Consider the following 19,351-nt stretch of genomic DNA (forward strand, 5'->3'; position numbering starts at 1 on the left):
GCCGGCTATTATCGTACAATTTTGAACCCGGCTTTCATTTCCGTCATCAGTCTTCATGCGGTACAATGAGAACACTTTGAAACTCCCGTTTCCAAGGGAGAAAGGAAGACTGCAATGAAGAAATTTCTCCTGTTCGTGCTGGTGATCGCCGCAGGCGCCGCGTATATCGTCTACGATAACGGGCGGCTGTCTGTGACGGACTATATCGTGACGGATGATCAGATCCCCGAGTCGTTTGACGGATTGAAAATCGTTCAGATCTCGGATGTCCACGATGCGGAGTTCGGCGGGGAACAGGCGGACCTGATTGAGGCTGTCCGCCGGGAAAATCCTGATTATATTTTCCTGACAGGGGATTTTATCGACAGCAACCGGTACGATCTGGACCGCAGCATGGCGATGATTCCCGCTCTCACCGGAATGGCGGACGTCTTCTACGTGACCGGCAACCATGAAGTCGCGACCAATGAGGTCGATGAAATCTCATCCGCCCTCTCGGAGGCGGGTGTTCACGTGCTCCGGAATCAGGCGATGGTGGTCGGTTCGGGTAGCGACAGCATGGCGATTGCGGGCATCGACGATCCGCTTGCCGGTGTCGGCACGGAAGAGGAATCCGCCTTCACCCGAAATGCGATCGAGCAGGCGACCGCGGACGTGCCGGCGGGGATGTTCACGATGCTTCTTGCCCACCGGCCGGAGCAGTTCGAAACGTACGCCGCCATGGATATGCCGCTGGTCTTTTCAGGTCACGCACACGGCGGCCAGGTCCGCATCCCGTTTGTCGGCGGCCTCAACTCGCCAGGACAGGGCTGGTTCCCGGAGCTGACCTCGGGCATCCACAGCCAAGGCGGCACGCAGCTTGTCATCAGCCGGGGACTCGGCAACAGCCAGATTCCGCTCCGCCTCCTTAATACGCCGGAGATCGTCTCCGTCACTCTCCAATCCGAATAACGGTAGTAACACCCGGGTATGCGCTCAATCGCTGCCCGGGTGTCTGATTTCCATGAGGCGGTCATCTCCCTCCCGGGGAGTTCCGCGTCCGTCTGTATTGTTTGTGATAAAGTAAATCGAATCGCCGTCCGAGAACACATCCCGGACACGGCCGTAGCCTTCAATCCTTCTGAGCAGACTGCCGGTACCCGGGTCGAACACGAGGACCGCCTCACCCCGGAGCGCCCCCGCGTAAAGCAGGCCGTCATGATAGGCCAGTCCGGATGGGGCCCAGGTTTCATCGGCTCCGGAAGTCGCCAGCGGCCGCTCCATGCCTTCACGCTGTTCCATCCCCTGGATCACCGGCCAGCCGTAGTTTCGTCCTTCCTCAATGCGGTTCAGTTCATCATTTGCCGACTGGCCGTGTTCGGTTGCATACATCATGCCTTCTTCGTCCCATGCGAGCCCCTGCGGATTCCGGTGTCCCAGCGTATACACTTTGAATTCGCCGGCTTCATTCAGCCAGAGAATTTTGCCGTTCAGTGAATCAGGATTTTGTGCGGTGCCGGGTTCAAGCCGGTCCCCAACCGTTGCGAAAAGGGTGCCGTCGGGGGACAGGGCGAGCCGGCCGCCGTGATGCACGGGGCCCGACATCACCATGTCCAGGTGGATTTCTGTCTCATGCCAGCCGGAATCGCCTCGCCTGAGCGTGACGATCCGGTTTACCGGTCCGGATTCCCCTTCATAAGTGTAGTAGGCATAGGCTTCCCGGTTGTCGTTGAATCCGGGCTTTAGGACAAAGCCCATGAGACCCGCTTCCGACGCATCGGACAGCGGAGCGGAAAGCCCGGCTTCAAGCCGCCTGACCGAACCGTCCGGTCCGATTTCCGCAATGGTCCCGTCCCGCTCTGAAATATAAAAGGTATCTCCGAGCCGGTTGATGGACCATGGAGACTGCAGCCCCGCCGCAATTTCCCTGATCTCTTCCTTCAGCCCATCCTGTTCCTGATCAGCACGATCTTCAACGGGTCCAACCGCTTCCTCCGTTTTGTCCGAACAACCACCCATTAATAGGAAAACAAGGACAACCGCTATCTTTCTCATCCGTACCCTCCTTTAGAGGTGTTTTCTTTATCATACCCGTTGCGCATTTTTCCGTACCGCCAGCACTTTGCTATAATGGGAGAATCAGTGGATGGGAAGTGTTGTGGATGGAGAACCGGACGGAACGACCCGCATATACGATGAGGGATGCTGCTTTCTGGAAGATTATCGGTGCCCTCGGGTTTGCTTCGCTGTTTGTGTTTGCGGCGATGTACACGACGCAGCCGCTTCTTCCGCTTTTTACGGAAGAATTCGGCGTATCCGTCTCCTCGGCCAGTTTGTCGGTCTCCCTCACGACGCTTGGCCTGATCATCGGCCTTCTCGTAATCAGCTTTCTCTCGGACCGCCATGGGCGGACGCTCTACATCAAATGGTCGGTCGCGCTTTCGGTCATACCATTTTTCATCATGCCTCTGACCGATTCATTCTGGCTCATCCTCACCCTCCGCTTCCTGCAGGGCTTCACGCTTGCCGGGGTTCCCGCGGCGGCAATCGCCTACATCAGTGAGGAAGTGGACCGGAAAAGCGTCAGCTTCGCGACCTCGCTCTATATCTCGACAAACGCGCTCGGGGGGATGGTGGGGCGGGTTCTGACGGGATATGTAACCGAGCATTACTCCTGGCAGATGGCGTTTTACGGCCTGGGCATCGCCGGGGCGCTGATCGCCGCGGCCGTCATCTTCCTGCTGCCGAAGTCGAGGCGGTTTGAGGCGGCGGACGGCACCGCCCGGCAAGACATGGAAGCGTTCCTGTACCATCTCAAGAACCCGCTCCTGCTTATCTCGTTCGGCCTGGGGATCGTCCTTCAATTAAGTTTCACGGGCGTCTGGACCTTCCTGCCGTTCCATCTGCAGGGAGATCCGTTCCGGCTGTCACTTGAAGCCATCTCCTATACATACTTTGCCTACGGCATCGGCGTGATCGGCTCGCCGCTGGCCGGCTGGCTATCCGACAGGCTCGGCATCCGTCCGGTCCGGATGGCGGGCGTGCTGATCCTTTCATCCGGGATCCTGATCACACTCTCAGAAAGCGTCACCATGATTGTCGTCGGCCTTTGTGTGATCTGCCTCGGTTTCTTTACTGCCCATTCGCTTACAGCAGCCACTGTCGGCCGGGATGCGGCCCATCACAAGGGCAGCGCCTCAAGTCTTTATCTTGTTTCTTATTATGTCGGCGTCGCCGCGGGCAGCACCCTGTTGTCGCCGCTCTGGACGGCTGGCGGCTGGACGCTCCTGATCCTGTTCACTGCGATCATCCCGGTGATTTACCTGGCATTTGCCATTGCCGCAAGGAAACGGTTCGCAGCACGCGCATAATGCCCTATGAATACATACGAAAGCCATGCACCCTAAAAAACAGGTGCATGGCTTTTTCATTTCTTATTTGAGGAACTCCGGCAGCGTGTTCAGGTCAATGCCGAACACGGCCGGCAACAGGAACCAGATAAACAGCGGCACAAGGATGATGCCCATGATGTTGAGAGCGAGTCCCGCCTTCGCCATATCAGGGATCCTGAGATAACCGGAACCGAACACAACCGCGTTCGGCGGCGTCGCGACCGGCAGCATGAATGCGCAGGAGGCAGCAACGCCGGCAGCGACCATGAGAGCGAACGGATGGACGCCGAGGGCGATGGCGAGAGCGCCCATGATCGGGTACATCATCGCGGCCGTCGCCGTATTGGATGTGATCTCCGTCAGGAAAATGACGAGTGCCGTGACGACGATGATGACGACGATGAGCGGCACATTCTGCAGTGCCGTCAATTGGCTTCCGATCCACTCGGACAGTCCGGAGCCGACGAAGCCGGCTGCAATTGCAAGTCCGCCCCCGAAGAGAAGCAGGATGCCCCAAGGAAGTTTGGCCGCTGTCTCCCAGTCGAGCAGCCGGTCACCTTTCACGTTCACCGCAGGGATGACGAACAGGGCAATTGCGAAGAACATCGCGATGACACCGTCGCTGATTCCCGGCAGGAAATTCTGCAGGAAGAATGAGCGTGTGATCCAGGACAGCGCGGCGAGGATGAACACTGTGAAAACCAGTTTCTCCTCGGTTGAGGCACTGCCGAGTTTTTCTTTCTCGGCATGGATCATCCCGCGTCCGCCGGGCAATTCTTTGATCTTCTGAGGGAAGGCGATTTTCACAAGGTATAGCCAGATCAGGATAATGAACAGCCACGCGAACGGTGTTCCGAAGAGCATCCACTGGCCAAACGAAATTTCGATACCGTACATCTTTTCCATGGCCGCGGCAAGTGCTGTGTTCGGCGGTGTACCGATGAGTGTCGCGATCCCGCCGACTGAAGCGGAGTAGGCGATTCCCAGCATAAGTGCCTTGCCGAAGCCGAAGTTCTCCTTGGATGTATCGACAGACTTGTCATCCTTGAGCGCGTCTGCGACCTGATACGTGATGGCAAGTCCGATCGGCACCATCATCATGGCAGTCGCGGTGTTGGAGATCCACATCGACAGGAAACCGGTCGCGACCATGAAGCCGAGGATGATTTTGTTCATGTTCGTGCCGATCGCCGAGATGATCGTGAGCGCGATGCGCCGGTGAAGGTTCCACTTTTCCATTGCGAGCGCGATCATGAAGCCGCCCATAAAGAGGAAGATGTTTTCATCTCCATACGCGGATGCGGTTGCCTTTACATCCAGCCCGCCCGCCAGCGGGAAGAGGACAAGCGGCAGGAGTGATGTCACCGGAATCGGAACCGCTTCGGTGATCCACCAGGCGGCCATCCAGACGGTCCCCGCCAAGATGGCGCGAGCTTCTGGCGAGAGCCCCTCGGGATTAAAGAAAAGCAGGATCAGGAAGAAGAGAAGCGGTCCTGCAATGAGGCCGATCATCTGTGCGGTGGTGTAGCTCCGCTCGTTCCGCTTGTTTTCCGGATCTTTTTCGGTATAGCCGAACGGTGCCCCCGAACCTTCGGCGTTCATCATGACCTGATTGGGCCGGATAAAGAAGGTAAAAAGGCGTTTGGCTTCATCGTGCCAATCCCACATGCGGGACCAGGTGTTTTGGAACATATGTAAGACCCCCTTAAATAGATAGTCTGCTGTAACTTAACAGTCGTAATTATTATACGTTTGTTGCATCACAGAAAACAATCAGACTTTTAGTAGTGACCTGACTTTTATAATAATTGACCCATTTGCTTAATAGCTAACAAGACCTAATGGCATGTTTGTGTCATCTGTTGGTTTAGGGGGCGGGGGGGGAGGGAATGGTCATGTAGAAGAATATGGGTGAAAAGCATGCAGTACCGGTATAAAACGGATAACCGGGAGGGCATGCTCGTTGTAGATTTCTCATATTCAGAGAACCCACAAAGGAGGAACAGACATGGCGGATGAAAAGAAAGACGTCTCCCGTCGCGATTTTCTCAAGACGGCAGGCGTGGCGACCGGTGCTCTGGTCGGAGGCGGCGTCATCGGCGGTCTTATCGGATACAACGCTAAGGACGGCGGCAACGCGACCAAAGATGGGGAACGGAGCGGGGGCAGGGCCGACCAATCGGCAGGTTCACCGGGCGGCCGGATGTTCTTCACGAACGACCATGACTTCAATGTCCTCTCCGAGGCGACAGAGCGGATCTTCCCTGAGGATGATCTTGGACCGGGTGCGATCAAGCTTGGAGTCCCCTACTTTATCGACCATCAGCTGGCCGGCGCATATGGCAACAATGAAAAAGAATATATGCAGGGGCCGTTTTACGGTGGTGAGGTGACTCAGGGTTATCAGAGCCGTCTCCGGCGTAAGGAGATTTTTCTCCAAGGCATTAAAAAGATGGAGCAGGAAGCAAAGAGCCGGTTCGACAAGGACTTTACTGACCTCGAGGGCGATCAGATGGACGAAATCATCACCGCCTTCCAGAAAGACGAGGTTGAGATGGAAGGCGTCACTGCGGGCTTCTTCTTCCGGCTTCTTCGTTCAGCCGTGCTGGAAGGCGCATACTCCGATCCGATGTATGGCGGCAATGTCGGCATGGAAGGTTGGAAGATGAAAAACTTCCCGGGCCACCAGGCTTCGTACATCGACAAGATCGACAGCAAGGAATTCGTGGAAATCGATCCGCAGTCCCTTGGCGGACACCACTGATTGAGGAGGGAAATAAATGGCGAAAACATTGGATAAAGTAGATGTCGTGACAGTGGGAGCCGGCTGGACTGGCGGCATCGTGGCCGCGGAGGCGGCAAAAGCGGGTCTGAAAGTCGTAAGTATTGAAAGGGGCCGCGAGCGGGGAACAGAGGATTTTCTGCGCGTCCACGATGAATATAGGTACGCCTTCAGATACGAACTCATGCAGGACCTTTCAAAGGAAACGGTCACTTTCCGCAACCGTCGCGACCAACGTGCGCTTCCAATGCGGACGATGGGCTCGTTTTTGCTGGGTGAGGGACTGGGCGGTTCCGGAACTCACTGGAACGGCCACACGTGGAGGTTCCTTCCATATGACTTCGAGATCAAGACGATAACCGAGAAAAAGTACGGCAAGGACAAGCTTGGCCCGGAATACCAGCTCCAGGACTGGGGAATTACATACGACGAACTGGAGCCATACTTTGATAAATTTGAATACACCGCGGGAATTTCCGGTGATGATAAAAACCCATTCGCCGGAAAACGGTCCAACCCATACCCCACGGGGCCGATGAAAAAGACTCCAATTCTGGAAAAGTTCGAGAAGGCGACAAGCGATCTTGGCTATTCGCCGTTCATGCTTCCTTCGGCCAACTTGTCGGAAGCCTATACGAACCCTGATGGCCAGACAATCAATGCCTGCATGTACTGCGGGTTCTGCGAGCGTTTCGGCTGTGAATACGGGGCGAAGACTTCCCCAGAGATCACGGTCATTCCGGCTGCCAGAGAGACCGGAAACTATGAAGTCCGTTTTCACTCGAATGTAGTGGAAATTCTCCACGAAGGCGGCAAGGCAACGGGTGTCCGTTACATCAACTGGATGTCCGGAGAGGAATACATCCAGCCGGCGGAAGTTGTCGTGCTCAACAGTTATGTCATGAACAATGCCAAACTCCTCATGGTATCCGATATCGGTGAAAGGTATGATCCCGAAACAGGTCGTGGCACGCTCGGCAAGAATTACTGCTACCAGATCCTTCCCGGAGCGACGGGCTTCTTCGACGAGCAGTTTAACACGTTCATGGGAGCCGGCTCGCTCGGCATGACAATCGATGACTTTAATGGAGACAACTTCGACCACGGGGACCTAGACTTTATTCACGGCGGCAGCCTATCGATCACCCAGACAGGCGCGCGACCGATTGCAACCAACCCGGTTCCTCCTGATACGCCTGCATGGGGAGCCGAATTCAAGAAGGCATCGATTGAAAACTACACGAGAAGCCTCAGCATCGGTGCCCAGGGTGCCTCGATGCCTCACCGTGACAATTACCTGACTCTCGATCCGACGTACAAAGATGCCTACGGCGTTCCGCTTCTGCAGCTGACGTATAACTTCACTGACCAGGACAAGGCACTCCACAAGTACATTTCCGAGAAAGCGACTGAAATCATTGAAAAAATGGGTGCCAAGCAGTCGGTGGGCAGAGCACCGATTACCGACTACGACATTGTGCCTTACCAGACCACGCACAACACGGGCGGTACTGTCATGGGGGCCGACCCGGCAAACAGCGTTGTGAACACGTGGTTGCAGCACTGGGACATGGAGAACCTGTTCGTCGTCGGTGCGGGCAACTTCGCCCATAACGGCGGCTACAACCCGACAGGAACGGTTGGTGCTCTTGCCTACCGTGCGGCCGAAGGCATTATCAAATACAGCAAAGAAGGCGGCTCGCTAGTCTAAGTGCTGAAGGCGGCTGCCTAGCTCCGACAGGCATAAGACGGTCTGCGCAGCAAGGCCTGCCTTGCGGAGCGGAACGGCTTATGACCCGAGGAGCTGCCGCCAGAAGCCGGATAATCTAAGTGCTGAAGGCGCCGTTCAGGGGCGACAGGCATAAGGCATCCTGCGCAGCGAGGCCTGCCTCGCGGAGCGGGAAGACTTATGCCCCGAGCTCCTGGCGACAGAAGCCGGATAAGTCCAAGCAAGAATAACGGGAGGTTTACCTTTTCCTTCCGGGTGGAATTCTACAGTTAAAAGGAGGCGATCCGCATGGGTGGAATCGCAAGTATCGGTGTTCCGGGGCTGATCATCATCCTCGTCATCATCCTGATCCTGTTCGGTCCGAGGAAGCTCCCTGAAGTCGGTTCAGCCGTCGGCAAGACGCTATCCGAATTCAAGAAGTCGGCGAAAGACATCATGGACGACGACGATGACAAGCCAAGAAAAGATGAGTTGAAGGAAGAGCGTAAAGAAGCGTGACGGCAGGACCGGCCGGGCCGCCCGGCGGCTTGGACCCGGTCTGCCGTTTTTGGCGCTTCTCTGTGAATCATGAGGCGTTCAAAGACAGGAAGTGATCGATATGGATCCGTACGGAAATGATTATAATGCCACATTAAGCCCGGTTGACAAACGGAAAGCCGAGGCAAAAAAGGCTGAAATCGAGAAGCGGGAAAAGGTATCCGAAGAGGAGGCTGAGACGGAAGCAACTGCCGAAACACTTGTTCAGACGGCCCAGGAACAGGGCGCCGGAACGCCTCCGCCGAAAAAGCCGCCGCAGGAAAGGCCTGCGGACGGGGAGGGGGAAAACTACATCACCCATCTCTCCGACCTCAGGAAGTCACTGATCAAGGGTATCAGTGTTTTCCTGCTTGTATTCTTTGCGGTCTTTTCGACAATCAACCTGTGGTTTCCGTATGTCACAAAGGGGCATGACCTGGTTATCCTCGGTCCCCTTGAGGTCATAAAGTTTTACATGACCATGTCAGCGGCGATTGCCCTGGGGCTCTCTCTTCCGTTCCTTTGCCACTTTATCTGGCAGTTCGTGAAGCCGGGCCTGAATGAAAAAGAGTCAAAGTTCATCGGTCTATACTCACCGGTGATGCTGCTGCTCTTTCTCGGGGGCGTGTCATTTGGGTACTTTATCATCCACCCCCTGAGCTATGATTTCCTCCTCGGCTTCGGGGCGGCCAATTTCGATATCATGGTGTCTGCGCAGGAGTATATGCGTTTCCTGCTCATGACGACAATGCCGGTCGGCCTGCTGTTCGAATTGCCGATTGTGGCGCTTTTCCTCGGTTCCATCGGCCTGCTGACGGCAGATACGATGAAAAAGGTCCGCAGATGGTCTTATGTCGCGATTGCGGTCATCTCGGCCCTGATCACACCTCCGGATTTTATCAGCCAGCTGCTTGTCCTCATTCCGATGGCGATCCTATATGAAGCAAGCATCTGGCTGGTCCGGGGTGCAGAGCGCAGGCAGGAACAGGCTGTCGTGGCAGAATGAATAGCAGCGATTTAAAGGAGCGGTTCCCAATGGGGAGCCGCTTTTTTTCAGCTTTTCATGAGAGAAAGGAACCTGTTAAATAATTCTGATAGAAAATTCGACTAATATATTGCATTCTTCCTGAATCGATAGTAGGATATAAAGCATCCCCACAAAATCAATTTTCCGAATATTAAAAGACATCGTTAGAAAGGAATTTGCCATCATGAAAGAAAACTTGTCGTTTTCTAAGTTTATCGCTGTTGGAGTCATGCTTTTTGCTTTATTCTTCGGAGCAGGCAACCTAATTTTCCCCGCACAGCTCGGACAACTGGCCGGCGATAATTTCTGGCCTGCCATTATCGGATTCCTGATTACAGGCGTTGGCCTGCCGTTCCTCGGCGTCATCGCCATCGGCTATTCCGGAAGCAGCCACTTGCAAGATCTTGCAAGCAGGGTACACCCGGTTTATGCAGTAATTTTCACATCCGTTCTTTACCTGACAATCGGACCGTTCTTTGCAGCACCCCGTACAGGTACGGTCGCATTTGAGGTCGGCATCACTCCATATGCGAGCGGGCCTCTGGCTCTTCTGCTTTTCACGGCTATCTTCTTCGGTATCACATTGTGGCTGTCGCTCAACCCGGCGAAAATTGTCGACCGGGTCGGGAAAATCCTGGCACCCGGCATTGTCATCCTCCTGCTGGTCCTGATCGCGGCGTCCCTCTTGAATCCAATGGGCGCAATTCAGCCGGCGACTGAAGGGTACTTGGGGAATGCATTTGCCAAGGGCTTCACGGAAGGCTATAACACGATGGATGCCCTTGCAGCGCTCGTATTCGCCATCATTGTGATCAATGCCGTCAAGGCAATGGGACTGAAGACAAAACAGGGGATTATGAATGCGACCTTCAAGGCGGGAGTTGTCGCTGCATCACTTCTCGGCATCCTCTACGTCGGAATCGCCTATATCGGTGCGACAAGTGTCGAGCAATACGGCCTGTTTGATACGGGCGGTCCAGTCCTCAGCACTTCGGCCGAGCACTTCTTCGGGGCATTCGGTACGGCACTTCTTGCCATCATCATCACGCTGGCTTGCCTGACAACGGCAATCGGACTGATGATTGCGAATGCCGAGTATTTCCACTCGCTGTTCCCAAAAATCAGCTACAAAGTATTTGTCACGATCTTTACAACGTTCACGTTTGTGGTATCGAACTTCGGACTCGCAAACATCATCACCTACTCGGTGCCGGTTCTCATGCTTCTTTACCCGCTGGCCATCTCCCTGATTCTGATGGCATTCACTTCAAAGCTGTTCAACCATTCGCGCCTGGTTTATGTATCGGCAACAGTTGTCGCATTGGCGATCGGCATTGTGGATGGCCTGAAGACACTGGCGGGCACGCTCGGCACGGAGTTTGCATGGCTCCAGCCGGTTGTGGACTTCTACACTGCTTACCTTCCGTTCTACACGGATGGCCTTGGCTGGCTGATCCCGGTTGTCGTCGTCATGATCCTTACAGGCGTCGTCGCACGGGTCATGGGGCCTGCTGCCAGCACGGCAGAAGCTTAAATCTATCAAAACGAACATCCGGCGGGTTTTGTCCGCCGGATTTTTTTTATTCCATAAAAAACCCCGGAGCGGAACCCCCGGGGATGGCGGCTGCCGATCAACTGAAGAAGTTGGTCAGCAGGCCGCCTTTTTTATTGTTATTGGCAGTTTGATGCTTGTTGCTGTTGTTCTTCGCCGTTCCGGAAAAGTCGTTGAACTGGCCTTTTAACTTGTCGCGTGATTCTTTGTTTCTCATCAGATAAGCGGCACCCAATCCGAGGGCAGTCATCATCATCTTGTTACGATTCATGTTGGTTTCCTCCTTATATGGTGCGTCTGTCCGTTATATTCCCGCATGACAAAATGCTAAACAGGTCCAAAACACACACACAGAAGAAAAGTCAGACATTGGATGTTGTCATTTTGCAGAAAATACAGTAGGATGAGAAACATTGGTTTGATAACCGACAAAAGTCGATACAATCTGACAAAGCAGCAAATATACAGACCAAACAGAAAGGATCTTGTCTTATGCAGGAAAAAATGTCTATATCTAACTATATTGCAGTAGGCTCCATGCTGTTCGCTTTGTTTTTTGGTGCGGGTAACCTGATCTTCCCGGCGCAATTAGGCCAGCAGGCGGGCGAAAACTTGTGGCCGGCGATGATCGGCTTCCTGGTTACAGGGGTGGGCCTGCCGTTTCTTGGTGTCATCGCCATCGGTTACTCCGGAAGCAACCATCTCCAAGAGCTTGCGAGCCGTGTTCACCCGCTTTACGGGGTGCTGTTCACATCGATCCTTTACCTGACGATCGGGCCTTTTTTTGCGGCTCCCCGTACAGGGACAGTCGCTTATGAAATCGGAATCACGCCTTATGTAGGAACGGATGCGGGAGGAACGCCGCTCTTCCTGTTCACATTGGTATTTTTTGCAGTTACACTCTGGCTTTCTTTGAATCCTGCCAAAATCGTTGACCGGGTAGGGAAAATCCTCGCACCCGGGATTGTAATCCTCCTTGCCATTCTGATCATCATGGCTGTCATCAAACCGTTGGGGGACATTCAGCCCGCGGCGGAGGCCTATGCAGATGGTGCTTTCACCAAAGGATTTACGGAAGGCTACAATACGATGGACGCGATTGCAGCGCTGGTGTTTGCCATCATTGTCGTCAATGCAGTTAAAGCCATGGGCATGAAATCCAAAACAGCGATCACCGGTGCCACGTTCCGGGCTGGCCTTATTGCCATCCTGCTGCTTGCGGTCCTCTACATCGGAATTGCCTATATCGGAGCAACAAGCGTCCAGACTTTCGGTATGTTCGAGACCGGAGGACCGGTGCTGAGCAGTGCAGCCACGCACTTTTTCGGTTCGTTTGGAACGATTCTCATGTCAGTGGTCATCATTCTGGCCTGCCTGACAACGGCCATCGGTCTGATCACGGCAAATGGCGAGTACTTCCATTCACTGCTGCCGAACATCAGCTATAAGGCATTTGTATGGATCTTTTCGGTGTTCACATTCACGATCGCCAACTTTGGGCTTTCGAATATCATCAAATTCTCAGTTCCAATGCTGATGTTGCTTTACCCGCTCGCGATTTCGCTGCTGCTTCTGACGTTTACGTCAAAGCTGTTCCATCACTCACGGCTCGTCTATGTGGCAGCGACTGCCATGGCTCTGCTCATCGGCATCATTGACGGACTGAAGGCACTTGCGGGATCGCTGGATACGGAGTTTGGCTGGCTTGTTCCTGCAGATGAATTTCTCACAGCCAACCTGCCGCTTTACGCGGAAGGACTGGGCTGGCTGCTCCCGGTAGTCGCCGCGCTGGTCATTACCGGCATCATCGCCCGGCTGGCCGGGCCGGCCCCCGATAAAAATCCGGATCTATAAAATAACCCGCAGGGAAGCCGATCCGGCGTTCCTGCGGGTTTATCATTTCCTCATTATTGGCCTCTTAGTGCACGGAGCTCTTCGATTGCGGTAATCCAGTTTTTGGTCATTACGCTGTTCACCTTCCCGGCATCCCCGTCTTTCATGGCCCGGATAATGTCGGTGTGCTCCTTATACGACTGCTCCCGCAGAACGATGGCATCGTGGTAGAATTGACGCCGTACATGTGCCTGAAGGTTTCCGGCAATGCTGGTGATATACGGGTTTCTCGCCGCTTCGATGATAATCTGGTGGAATTCTTCGTCGATCCGGATGGCGGACAGTTCATCGCCTCCCCGGATCGCATTTCCGAACCGTTCGTTCGTTTCAATGAGCCGGTCGATGATTTCATCAGTCAAATGCGGGATTGCGAGTTCCGCTGAGAGCGCCTGAAGGACGGCAAGCGGCGGAAGCAGGTCGTTGATCGCTTCAGGATCGATTTCCGTCACCTGGGTCGCCTTGCCGGGATACATTTTCACGAAGCCCTGTGTCTCGAGCAGCTGGAGTGACTCCCGGACCGGCGTGCGGCTGACACCAAGTGCTTTGGCGATTTCCATATCGTTTAACTTTTCTCCGGGACGAAGCGTCCCGTCGATGATCCAGTTCTGAATCTGGTTGAATGCGGTTTCTTTTGCCGTCATGCGAACCGGCTTGGACAGTTGAGTAGGCAGTGGCATATCCCTGTTCCCCCAATCGGAAAACTGTGTTTCATCCATTATACATGAAACCCAATAAAAGGGGTATACAATATATCGCGTATACAAAAACCTGTATTCAATCAGCTAAAGCCTGCCCGAATAAGAAAAAGCCGACATCAGCCGGAGCTTCCCTGCTTTTTCAGGTCACTCGGTTACGGCAGATGTCAGCTGGATCTTCCATCCTGTTCAGTTGGATGTTTAGCGTACAGAAGGTTCCTGAGCGTCTTCGGAGGCTTCCTGAACAGGCAGCCATTCTTGGGACCATTTCTGGATTTCTTGCATGACCGGTGCAAGGGCGCGGCCCTTTTCGGTCAGACTATATTCAATGCGGACTGGTGTTTCCGGATAGACGTTCCGTTCGACGATGCCGTCCTTTTCCAGCTCCTTCAGTCTCTCCGACAGCAGCCGGTTGCTGATGCCGATCGACTCGGTCATCGTGCAGAACCGCTGTGATTCGCCGAGAAGGGAAAAGATGATCAGCGCATTCCACCGCCGGCTCAGCATTCCGACCGCCTGTTCAAAACGGGGACATAGTTCTGGCTGTACCATAGGGCATTCACTCCTTGTAAATATTGTATCACAGGAATTAATAGCGCGAAAGTAATTGAGTTACTTGAAATAACCTAGGGAATCCGATATGATGGTTACAATTCGTAACTAAGAGAGGGGAACCACGATAATGACATCTTTCCACCAGGCACCGGCCATCTATACCGGTGCAGTTTATCTGAATGTACTTGATCTGGAAGCCATGAAGGAATTTTATACCGACATCATCGGTTTCCGTGTGCTGAACACGTCAGATGGCCGAATTGAACTGACGGCCGACGGCAAGACGCCGCTTCTCGTTCTGGAGAACCGGGAAGGCCTCCATCCGAAGCGGCCGAACCGCGCAGGGCTCTATCACTTCGCGATCCTCCTTCCGTCACGCGAGGACCTGGGCGCAGCCATTCTTCACTTTATCCAAAAAGGCGTGCGCATGGGTGCAAGCGACCATTATGTGAGCGAAGCCCTTTATCTGAACGACCCTGAAGGCAACGGCATCGAAGTGTACCGTGACCGTCCGGCAGGCGAATGGAACTGGAACGACGGACAGGTCGACATGGCCACCGTCGCGCTCGATGGGGAAGGCGTCGTGCAGTCCGCGCAGGAAGCGGGACGGACATGGAACGGCCTCCCTGAGGAAACCGTCATGGGACACGTCCATCTGCACGTTTCGGACCTTGCCGCAACAGAGCGGTTCTACCGTGAAGGGCTCGGGTTTGAAGTGGCTACGTACTACCCGGGCGCACTCTTTATGTCGACGGCACGCTATCACCACCATCTCGGGCTGAACGTCTGGAACGGCCAGGGCATCCCGGCGCAGGAAAATGACAGCGCCGGACTCAAAGCCTATACGCTCGTTTTCCCGGACAGCGATGCCGTACAGAAGGCTGTGGAACAGCTCCATTTGGTCGGAGCGGAAGTCAGCGAAGAAGGCGGGCATACCGTGACTGCTGACCCGTCCGGCAACCGCATTATCCTGCAGGCAGGAGCCTGAACCGAGCCGCCCCGATTCGTAGGGGCGGTTTTTTTAAGTCCTAATGTCGGGATTTTCAGCAAGAATAGGGCGGGGCATGCGATTTGTGCATGGAATCGGTTATACTGGGAATAGGATTGGTAGAAAGCTATATAGCAAAGGGGTTCCTATGACTAAGAAACTCTGGTTCCAGGCGGGAGTCGGTATTCTTCTCGCACTGCTCATCATTCATTTCTTCATTGATATCAAAGGCCTGTTCGCACCGATCGGCATCATTCTGAGGACAATCTTCCTCCCGCTTCTCGTGGGCGGACTCCTGTTTTATCTGACGGAGCCCGTGCAGCGCTATCTCGAGAAGCGCAATTTTCCGAGATGGGCAAGTATCCTCAGCGTATTCGTGCTGCTCGTCGGCGTGTTCTGGGGCCTTTCCGCCATGATCGGTCCGATGATCACGAAACAGGTGAATTCCTTCACGAACAATCTTCCGCAGATTACCGAAGATGTCCAGGAGAACGTCAGTTACTGGCTGAACCGGCGGGATGAACTTCCGGAGTTCATGGAAAACGCGATCGACAATGCGCAAAGCCGGGTGAACGAAATCGCCGTCAACCTCGGCGGGGGGATGGTCAACTTTATCACGGGCTTTTTCCAGACCATCTTCATGCTTGTCCTTGCACCGTTCTTCCTCATCTACATGCTGAAGGACCATGAGCGCTTCATCCCGTTCGTTTCCCAATTTTTCACGGGGAAGAAGAAAGGCTTCGTCATCAAGACGTTGGAAGATGTCAACAGGACGATTTCGAACTATGTACAGGGCCAGATGCTCGTCAGTCTCTGTGTCGGCATTATGCTGCTTATCGGCTATCTCATCATCGGCCTGGAGTATGCGCTGATCTTGGCAATTTTCGGTCTCTTCATGAATCTCATTCCGTTTATCGGGCCGTGGATTTCGGTTATCCCGGCGCTTCTCATCGCGCTTATCCAAGATCCGAAGCTCCTGATTGGGGTCAGCATCGTCATGATTGTCGCCCAGCAGGTCGAGAGCAACTTCATTACACCAAACATCATGGGCAAAACGCTTGAAATCCATCCGCTTACTGTCATTACGGTCATTCTCGCCGCAGGGAACATTGCCGGGTTCGTGGGCGTGCTCCTTGGTGTTCCGATATACGCGGTCGGCAAGACGATCGTCAAGAACTTCTATGAAGAAAGAACGAAGATCAGGAAAGCTGCGACGAGTGACGTGGCGGAGGAATAGGCAGATGAAAGCCCGCGGCAAATCCGCGGGCTTTTGCATGTCAATCTTCAAAATACAGATGGTGGTGGAGCTTGCAGCCCGGATTGAAGGCAGCACCGCAGGAAGGGCAATTAGAGGCTCCGTCCAGGTATTCTGCCACCGTCAGCTCATGTCCGCAGGCACCGCAGAGGACGGCTTTCTCGGAAAATCGGTCCTCCGGCCAGATTGCATGCCCGCCACAGCCGGATTCCGCATGGCAGGCATGGCAGGGAAACCACTTTCCGCAGCAGAAAAACTTGATCGCAATCCGGTCGGTTTCACCGTGATAATGGCGGCATCGGGTCTCTTCGTCAATCACTGCGCCTTGAATGTGATGCCCATGAATATTCAACGTTAACCCCTCCTCCAAAACAGGTTGACTGAACGTCTTCCCATTATATATGATAGATTCAGTCAACTAAAGAAGAAATGAGTTAACCAAATGGGGGATGGAACAGATGGGGAACGAACGACTGAAAATGATGATCATGGCCGCTTTGTTTGCGGCAATCATGGGGATCGGGGCGCAAATCATCATCCCGATACCGCCGGTGCCATTCACTGCACAGACTTTGGCGCTTGCGCTGGCCGCAACGATTCTCGGCAAACGCTACGGAACACTTGCGGCTGCACTCTACGTATTGATCGGCGCAATCGGCGTCCCGGTGTTCGCGGGGATGAAATCGGGTCTCGGCATTTTGATGGGGCCGACCGGCGGCTATATCCTGAGCTATATACCAGCGGCATTCATTATCGGGTGGGTTTCTGAGAAGGGCGGTTTCCGAACGCCTGCTGTGGTTGCGGCAAACATCATCGGGGCATTGGTGATTCTCGTGATCGGCACCGTGTGGCTGAAGTTCATGGGCAGCCTGTCCTGGACAGGTGCATTTGCCGGCGGCATGCTGCCGTTTATCATCCTTGACAGCATCAAGGCCGTGGCAGCGGCTATTCTCGGTGTCATGGTCCGGAACCGTCTGGCCTCTGCCCGGCTGCTGCCGGCTGTGACATAATTCCTGATTGGATCAACCTGACTGCAGAAAAAGGAGGACTCTCACTGTCTCCTGATCTGCAGTTTTTTGATTCTGGAAAGATTGTGTGAAGAAAATCCTTTAATTAAATTTGGCGTGGGTCATCCGCCTGGAGAATGCCAAAAGAGAACTTCCCTGGACACTCATGGGAGTTCTTTTGTGTTTTTAATAAAGAAATTTCATGAGCAAAAAACAACTGTTTCAGGAGATGTTGGTATAGAATAGACCGCTGGAAGGAACAATTAATTGTGATGACAAACACTTTTTGAATGAGGAGAGTTAAATACATGCAATTGATCGGGATGTCCATTTTGCTCGTGCCGATTCTGATGTTCACATTTGCGCTTGAGGAACGTGGAAGGAAAATGATGAAGCAAATTGAGCAGTTGGACAACTTCGGGGTAGAGACGGACGCGGTAAAATGGGTGGAAGAAGCGGACGCGGGTGAGAAGTGGTCCAGCAAGGAACTGGCACTTGGCATGATGATATCTCTTGTCGGCTTTGGCAGCTATGTGTTCACTATGCTGTTGGGTTGATACCGGGCATACAAAAGGGCTTATATAAGTCCTTTTTTATTTTTGCCAATTACTGAAGCTGCCGTCTTCGGTGTCTAAGCGGCGGGGCATTCTCCCATAATGAAACAAAATGCAGTTTCAGGGAGGAATCCGGCATATGACGGAGTTTCCGGAGATCAGCACAAATGTCTGGGATGTGTTTATTGCCGTCCCGCTGGTGCTCATAGCTACACAGATACTGAAGAAAGTATTTTCGATTCCGCCCGCTTTCGTGCCGTCAGTTGCCACGCTGATCGGTCTGATCATCTCGGTGTTTGTCAGTCACAGAGGAGACCTGCCGGCGGGGATATTCATGGGCGTGCTGTACGGAGCCGCGGCGGTTTCTTTCTACGTTTCGACGAAGCTTTCCATCGGGGCATACCGTTCCCACTAGATTAGTTCTCCTGATAACGGGAATGAATAAGGTGATTTCATCGCAGGAGGGATCACTGATGGATATGGAGAGAAGTTCGTCAACCGAGCGGTTTCAGCCAATGACGTCTGTGAACAGCGGAGATGGCATCCCGGTCGGGGAAGACCTGTACAGCTATACGAACCAAGTTGTGAATGTCATTTTCTTCGGAAAGCCGGGTGTCGGGAATGAATGGGTACTGATTGACGCGGGCATGCCAAAGTCCGGCGGCAAGATCATGGAGGCCGCAGCAGCCCGTTTTGGTGACAACAATCCGCCAAAGGCGATCATCCTGACGCATGCGCATTTCGACCATATCGGCGGATTGATTGATCTGCTGGAGAATTGGGACGTCCCGGTCTATGCTCATCCGCTTGAGATTCCGTACATTACGGGCAAACGGGATTACCCGGACCCGGATATGACAGTAGAAGGCGGCATGGTCGCAAAATTGTCCAGTATGTTCCCGCATGAGGCGATTGATATCGGCGCGAAGGCATATGAGTTGCCTTCCGACGGCACGGTGCCGCATATGAACGGATGGCGTTGGATCCATACGCCGGGACACACCGAAGGCCACGTTTCTCTGTTCCGGGAGTCCGACGGCTCGCTTATTGCAGGTGATGCATTCGTCACGGTCAGGCAGGACTCCCTGTATAAAGTCATGACCCAGGAGCTCGAGGTCAGTGGTCCGCCGGTTTATCTGACCCCTGACTGGGAAGCGGCCGAGCAGTCCGTCAAGACACTTGCCCAACTGCAGCCGCAGGCCGCACTCACCGGCCATGGAGTTCCGGCAACGGGAGAATACCTTCAGAATGAACTGGCTGCACTCGCAGAGCATTTCAAGGAAAAGGCCGTCCCGGATCACGGAAAGTATGTGGACGGCGAAAAATGATCGCAATCTACCCCGCCGGGTATCCGGCGGGCTTTTATTTTTTGTTCATGCGGGTATGGTAAAGCAAGAAAATCCGAATCATTTGCTTCGCTTTCGATA

General features: G+C 53.9%; 20 protein-coding genes. 14 read left to right on the top strand and 6 right to left on the bottom strand.

The window, feature by feature from the left end; genetic code table 11:
• Positions 1-114 precede the first annotated feature (114 nt).
• Positions 115-951, top strand: coding sequence for a metallophosphoesterase (locus tag DZC51_RS04160; RefSeq protein WP_157294118.1), 837 nt, complete (start codon positions 115-117; stop codon positions 949-951).
• A 24-nt stretch (positions 952-975) separates the two neighbouring features.
• Here the strand turns inward: DZC51_RS04160 and DZC51_RS04165 are convergent, their stop codons facing one another.
• Complete coding sequence (locus DZC51_RS04165; protein ID WP_157294119.1) at positions 976-2,034, bottom strand: PQQ-dependent sugar dehydrogenase; 1,059 nt, start codon at positions 2,032-2,034, stop codon at positions 976-978.
• A 107-nt stretch (positions 2,035-2,141) separates the two neighbouring features.
• On the opposite strand from DZC51_RS04165, the gene DZC51_RS04170 reads away from it, so the two are divergent.
• Positions 2,142-3,350: an MFS transporter gene (locus tag DZC51_RS04170; RefSeq protein ID WP_157294120.1), complete on the top strand. Its 1,209-nt coding sequence runs from the start codon at positions 2,142-2,144 to the stop codon at positions 3,348-3,350.
• Between the two features lie 63 nt (positions 3,351-3,413).
• Here the strand turns inward: DZC51_RS04170 and DZC51_RS04175 are convergent, their stop codons facing one another.
• Positions 3,414-5,063, bottom strand: coding sequence for an SLC13 family permease (locus tag DZC51_RS04175; RefSeq protein WP_157294121.1), 1,650 nt, complete (start codon positions 5,061-5,063; stop codon positions 3,414-3,416).
• Between the two features lie 316 nt (positions 5,064-5,379).
• Here DZC51_RS04175 and DZC51_RS04180 point away from each other — a divergent pair, with 316 nt between their 5' ends.
• From DZC51_RS04180 to brnQ (DZC51_RS04200), 5 genes are all read left to right on the top strand, one after another.
• A complete protein-coding gene (locus tag DZC51_RS04180; RefSeq protein WP_157294122.1) occupies positions 5,380-6,135 on the top strand; it encodes a gluconate 2-dehydrogenase subunit 3 family protein in 756 nt (251 codons plus the stop codon).
• Between the two features lie 16 nt (positions 6,136-6,151).
• Positions 6,152-7,864: a GMC family oxidoreductase gene (locus DZC51_RS04185; protein WP_157294123.1), complete on the top strand. Its 1,713-nt coding sequence runs from the start codon at positions 6,152-6,154 to the stop codon at positions 7,862-7,864.
• 306 nt (positions 7,865-8,170) lie between these two features.
• A complete protein-coding gene (gene tatA / locus DZC51_RS04190; RefSeq protein WP_063183093.1) occupies positions 8,171-8,380 on the top strand; it encodes a twin-arginine translocase TatA/TatE family subunit in 210 nt (69 codons plus the stop codon).
• A 100-nt stretch (positions 8,381-8,480) separates the two neighbouring features.
• Positions 8,481-9,404 (top strand): twin-arginine translocase subunit TatC, encoded by a 924-nt coding sequence (gene tatC, locus DZC51_RS04195; protein ID WP_157294124.1) that lies wholly within the window; start codon positions 8,481-8,483, stop codon positions 9,402-9,404.
• A gap of 205 nt (positions 9,405-9,609) precedes the next feature.
• Positions 9,610-10,959 carry a branched-chain amino acid transport system II carrier protein gene (brnQ, locus tag DZC51_RS04200; protein WP_157294125.1) on the top strand — a complete coding sequence of 450 codons (1,350 nt, stop codon included), beginning with the start codon at positions 9,610-9,612 and terminating at the stop codon, positions 10,957-10,959.
• Positions 10,960-11,056: 97 nt separating this feature from the next.
• Here the strand turns inward: brnQ (DZC51_RS04200) and DZC51_RS04205 are convergent, their stop codons facing one another.
• The gene (locus DZC51_RS04205; protein WP_157294126.1) at positions 11,057-11,248 is read right to left on the bottom strand and encodes a hypothetical protein; all 192 of its coding nucleotides are present in this window, start codon (positions 11,246-11,248) and stop codon (positions 11,057-11,059) included.
• A gap of 221 nt (positions 11,249-11,469) precedes the next feature.
• Here DZC51_RS04205 and brnQ (DZC51_RS04210) point away from each other — a divergent pair, with 221 nt between their 5' ends.
• Positions 11,470-12,831 (top strand): branched-chain amino acid transport system II carrier protein, encoded by a 1,362-nt coding sequence (gene brnQ / locus DZC51_RS04210; RefSeq protein ID WP_157294127.1) that lies wholly within the window; start codon positions 11,470-11,472, stop codon positions 12,829-12,831.
• Positions 12,832-12,884: 53 nt separating this feature from the next.
• Here the strand turns inward: brnQ (DZC51_RS04210) and DZC51_RS04215 are convergent, their stop codons facing one another.
• Both DZC51_RS04215 and DZC51_RS04220 read right to left on the bottom strand, forming a co-directional pair.
• Positions 12,885-13,547, bottom strand: a complete 663-nt coding sequence (locus DZC51_RS04215) for a GntR family transcriptional regulator (protein WP_157294128.1) — start codon at positions 13,545-13,547, stop codon at positions 12,885-12,887.
• Positions 13,548-13,766: 219 nt separating this feature from the next.
• Positions 13,767-14,117, bottom strand: coding sequence for a winged helix-turn-helix transcriptional regulator (locus DZC51_RS04220; protein ID WP_157294129.1), 351 nt, complete (start codon positions 14,115-14,117; stop codon positions 13,767-13,769).
• Positions 14,118-14,247: 130 nt separating this feature from the next.
• On the opposite strand from DZC51_RS04220, the gene DZC51_RS04225 reads away from it, so the two are divergent.
• Both DZC51_RS04225 and DZC51_RS04230 read left to right on the top strand, forming a co-directional pair.
• Positions 14,248-15,108, top strand: coding sequence for a VOC family protein (locus DZC51_RS04225; protein WP_157294130.1), 861 nt, complete (start codon positions 14,248-14,250; stop codon positions 15,106-15,108).
• Between the two features lie 148 nt (positions 15,109-15,256).
• Positions 15,257-16,345 carry an AI-2E family transporter gene (locus tag DZC51_RS04230; protein ID WP_157294131.1) on the top strand — a complete coding sequence of 363 codons (1,089 nt, stop codon included), beginning with the start codon at positions 15,257-15,259 and terminating at the stop codon, positions 16,343-16,345.
• A 40-nt stretch (positions 16,346-16,385) separates the two neighbouring features.
• Here the strand turns inward: DZC51_RS04230 and DZC51_RS04235 are convergent, their stop codons facing one another.
• Positions 16,386-16,715: a CHY zinc finger protein gene (locus DZC51_RS04235; protein ID WP_157294132.1), complete on the bottom strand. Its 330-nt coding sequence runs from the start codon at positions 16,713-16,715 to the stop codon at positions 16,386-16,388.
• A 106-nt stretch (positions 16,716-16,821) separates the two neighbouring features.
• Between DZC51_RS04235 and DZC51_RS04240 the strand changes: the two genes are divergently transcribed.
• The 4 genes from DZC51_RS04240 (at position 16,822) to DZC51_RS04255 (ending at position 19,252) form a co-directional block, all read left to right on the top strand.
• Entirely contained in the window at positions 16,822-17,373 is a 552-nt protein-coding gene (locus tag DZC51_RS04240) for a biotin transporter BioY (RefSeq protein ID WP_157294133.1), read from the top strand.
• 305 nt (positions 17,374-17,678) lie between these two features.
• On the top strand, positions 17,679-17,927 hold the full coding sequence (locus tag DZC51_RS04245; RefSeq protein WP_157294134.1) for a hypothetical protein: 249 nt from the start codon (positions 17,679-17,681) through the stop codon (positions 17,925-17,927).
• A 136-nt stretch (positions 17,928-18,063) separates the two neighbouring features.
• The gene (locus DZC51_RS04250) at positions 18,064-18,339 is read left to right on the top strand and encodes a hypothetical protein (RefSeq protein WP_157294135.1); all 276 of its coding nucleotides are present in this window, start codon (positions 18,064-18,066) and stop codon (positions 18,337-18,339) included.
• A gap of 58 nt (positions 18,340-18,397) precedes the next feature.
• Positions 18,398-19,252 carry an MBL fold metallo-hydrolase gene (locus tag DZC51_RS04255; RefSeq protein ID WP_198304055.1) on the top strand — a complete coding sequence of 285 codons (855 nt, stop codon included), beginning with the start codon at positions 18,398-18,400 and terminating at the stop codon, positions 19,250-19,252.
• The last annotated feature ends 99 nt before the right edge of the window (positions 19,253-19,351 follow it).

It is taken from the genome of Bhargavaea sp. CC-171006 (genome assembly GCF_009761675.1).
Classification (GTDB): Bacteria; Bacillota; Bacilli; order Bacillales_A; family Planococcaceae; genus Bhargavaea; species Bhargavaea changchunensis.

Bases quoted from the DNA above. Each gene is read 5' to 3' on its own strand.
- DZC51_RS04170 (WP_157294120.1), top strand. From the start codon at position 2,142: ATGGAGAACCGGACGGAACGACCCGCATATACGATGAGGGATGCTGCT.
- brnQ (WP_157294125.1), top strand. From the start codon at position 9,610: ATGAAAGAAAACTTGTCGTTTTCTAAGTTTATCGCTGTTGGAGTCATG.
- DZC51_RS04250 (WP_157294135.1), top strand. From the start codon at position 18,064: ATGACGGAGTTTCCGGAGATCAGCACAAATGTCTGGGATGTGTTTATT.
- DZC51_RS04205 (WP_157294126.1), bottom strand. From the start codon at position 11,248: ATGAATCGTAACAAGATGATGATGACTGCCCTCGGATTGGGTGCCGCT.
- DZC51_RS04185 (WP_157294123.1), top strand. From the start codon at position 6,152: ATGGCGAAAACATTGGATAAAGTAGATGTCGTGACAGTGGGAGCCGGC.
- DZC51_RS04160 (WP_157294118.1), top strand. From the start codon at position 115: ATGAAGAAATTTCTCCTGTTCGTGCTGGTGATCGCCGCAGGCGCCGCG.
- DZC51_RS04240 (WP_157294133.1), top strand. From the start codon at position 16,822: ATGGGGAACGAACGACTGAAAATGATGATCATGGCCGCTTTGTTTGCG.
- DZC51_RS04220 (WP_157294129.1), bottom strand. From the start codon at position 14,117: ATGGTACAGCCAGAACTATGTCCCCGTTTTGAACAGGCGGTCGGAATG.
- DZC51_RS04165 (WP_157294119.1), bottom strand. From the start codon at position 2,034: ATGAGAAAGATAGCGGTTGTCCTTGTTTTCCTATTAATGGGTGGTTGT.
- tatC (WP_157294124.1), top strand. From the start codon at position 8,481: ATGGATCCGTACGGAAATGATTATAATGCCACATTAAGCCCGGTTGAC.
- DZC51_RS04225 (WP_157294130.1), top strand. From the start codon at position 14,248: ATGACATCTTTCCACCAGGCACCGGCCATCTATACCGGTGCAGTTTAT.
- DZC51_RS04175 (WP_157294121.1), bottom strand. From the start codon at position 5,063: ATGTTCCAAAACACCTGGTCCCGCATGTGGGATTGGCACGATGAAGCC.
- DZC51_RS04255 (WP_198304055.1), top strand. From the start codon at position 18,398: ATGGATATGGAGAGAAGTTCGTCAACCGAGCGGTTTCAGCCAATGACG.
- DZC51_RS04215 (WP_157294128.1), bottom strand. From the start codon at position 13,547: ATGCCACTGCCTACTCAACTGTCCAAGCCGGTTCGCATGACGGCAAAA.
- DZC51_RS04245 (WP_157294134.1), top strand. From the start codon at position 17,679: ATGCAATTGATCGGGATGTCCATTTTGCTCGTGCCGATTCTGATGTTC.
- brnQ (WP_157294127.1), top strand. From the start codon at position 11,470: ATGCAGGAAAAAATGTCTATATCTAACTATATTGCAGTAGGCTCCATG.
- tatA (WP_063183093.1), top strand. From the start codon at position 8,171: ATGGGTGGAATCGCAAGTATCGGTGTTCCGGGGCTGATCATCATCCTC.
- DZC51_RS04180 (WP_157294122.1), top strand. From the start codon at position 5,380: ATGGCGGATGAAAAGAAAGACGTCTCCCGTCGCGATTTTCTCAAGACG.
- DZC51_RS04230 (WP_157294131.1), top strand. From the start codon at position 15,257: ATGACTAAGAAACTCTGGTTCCAGGCGGGAGTCGGTATTCTTCTCGCA.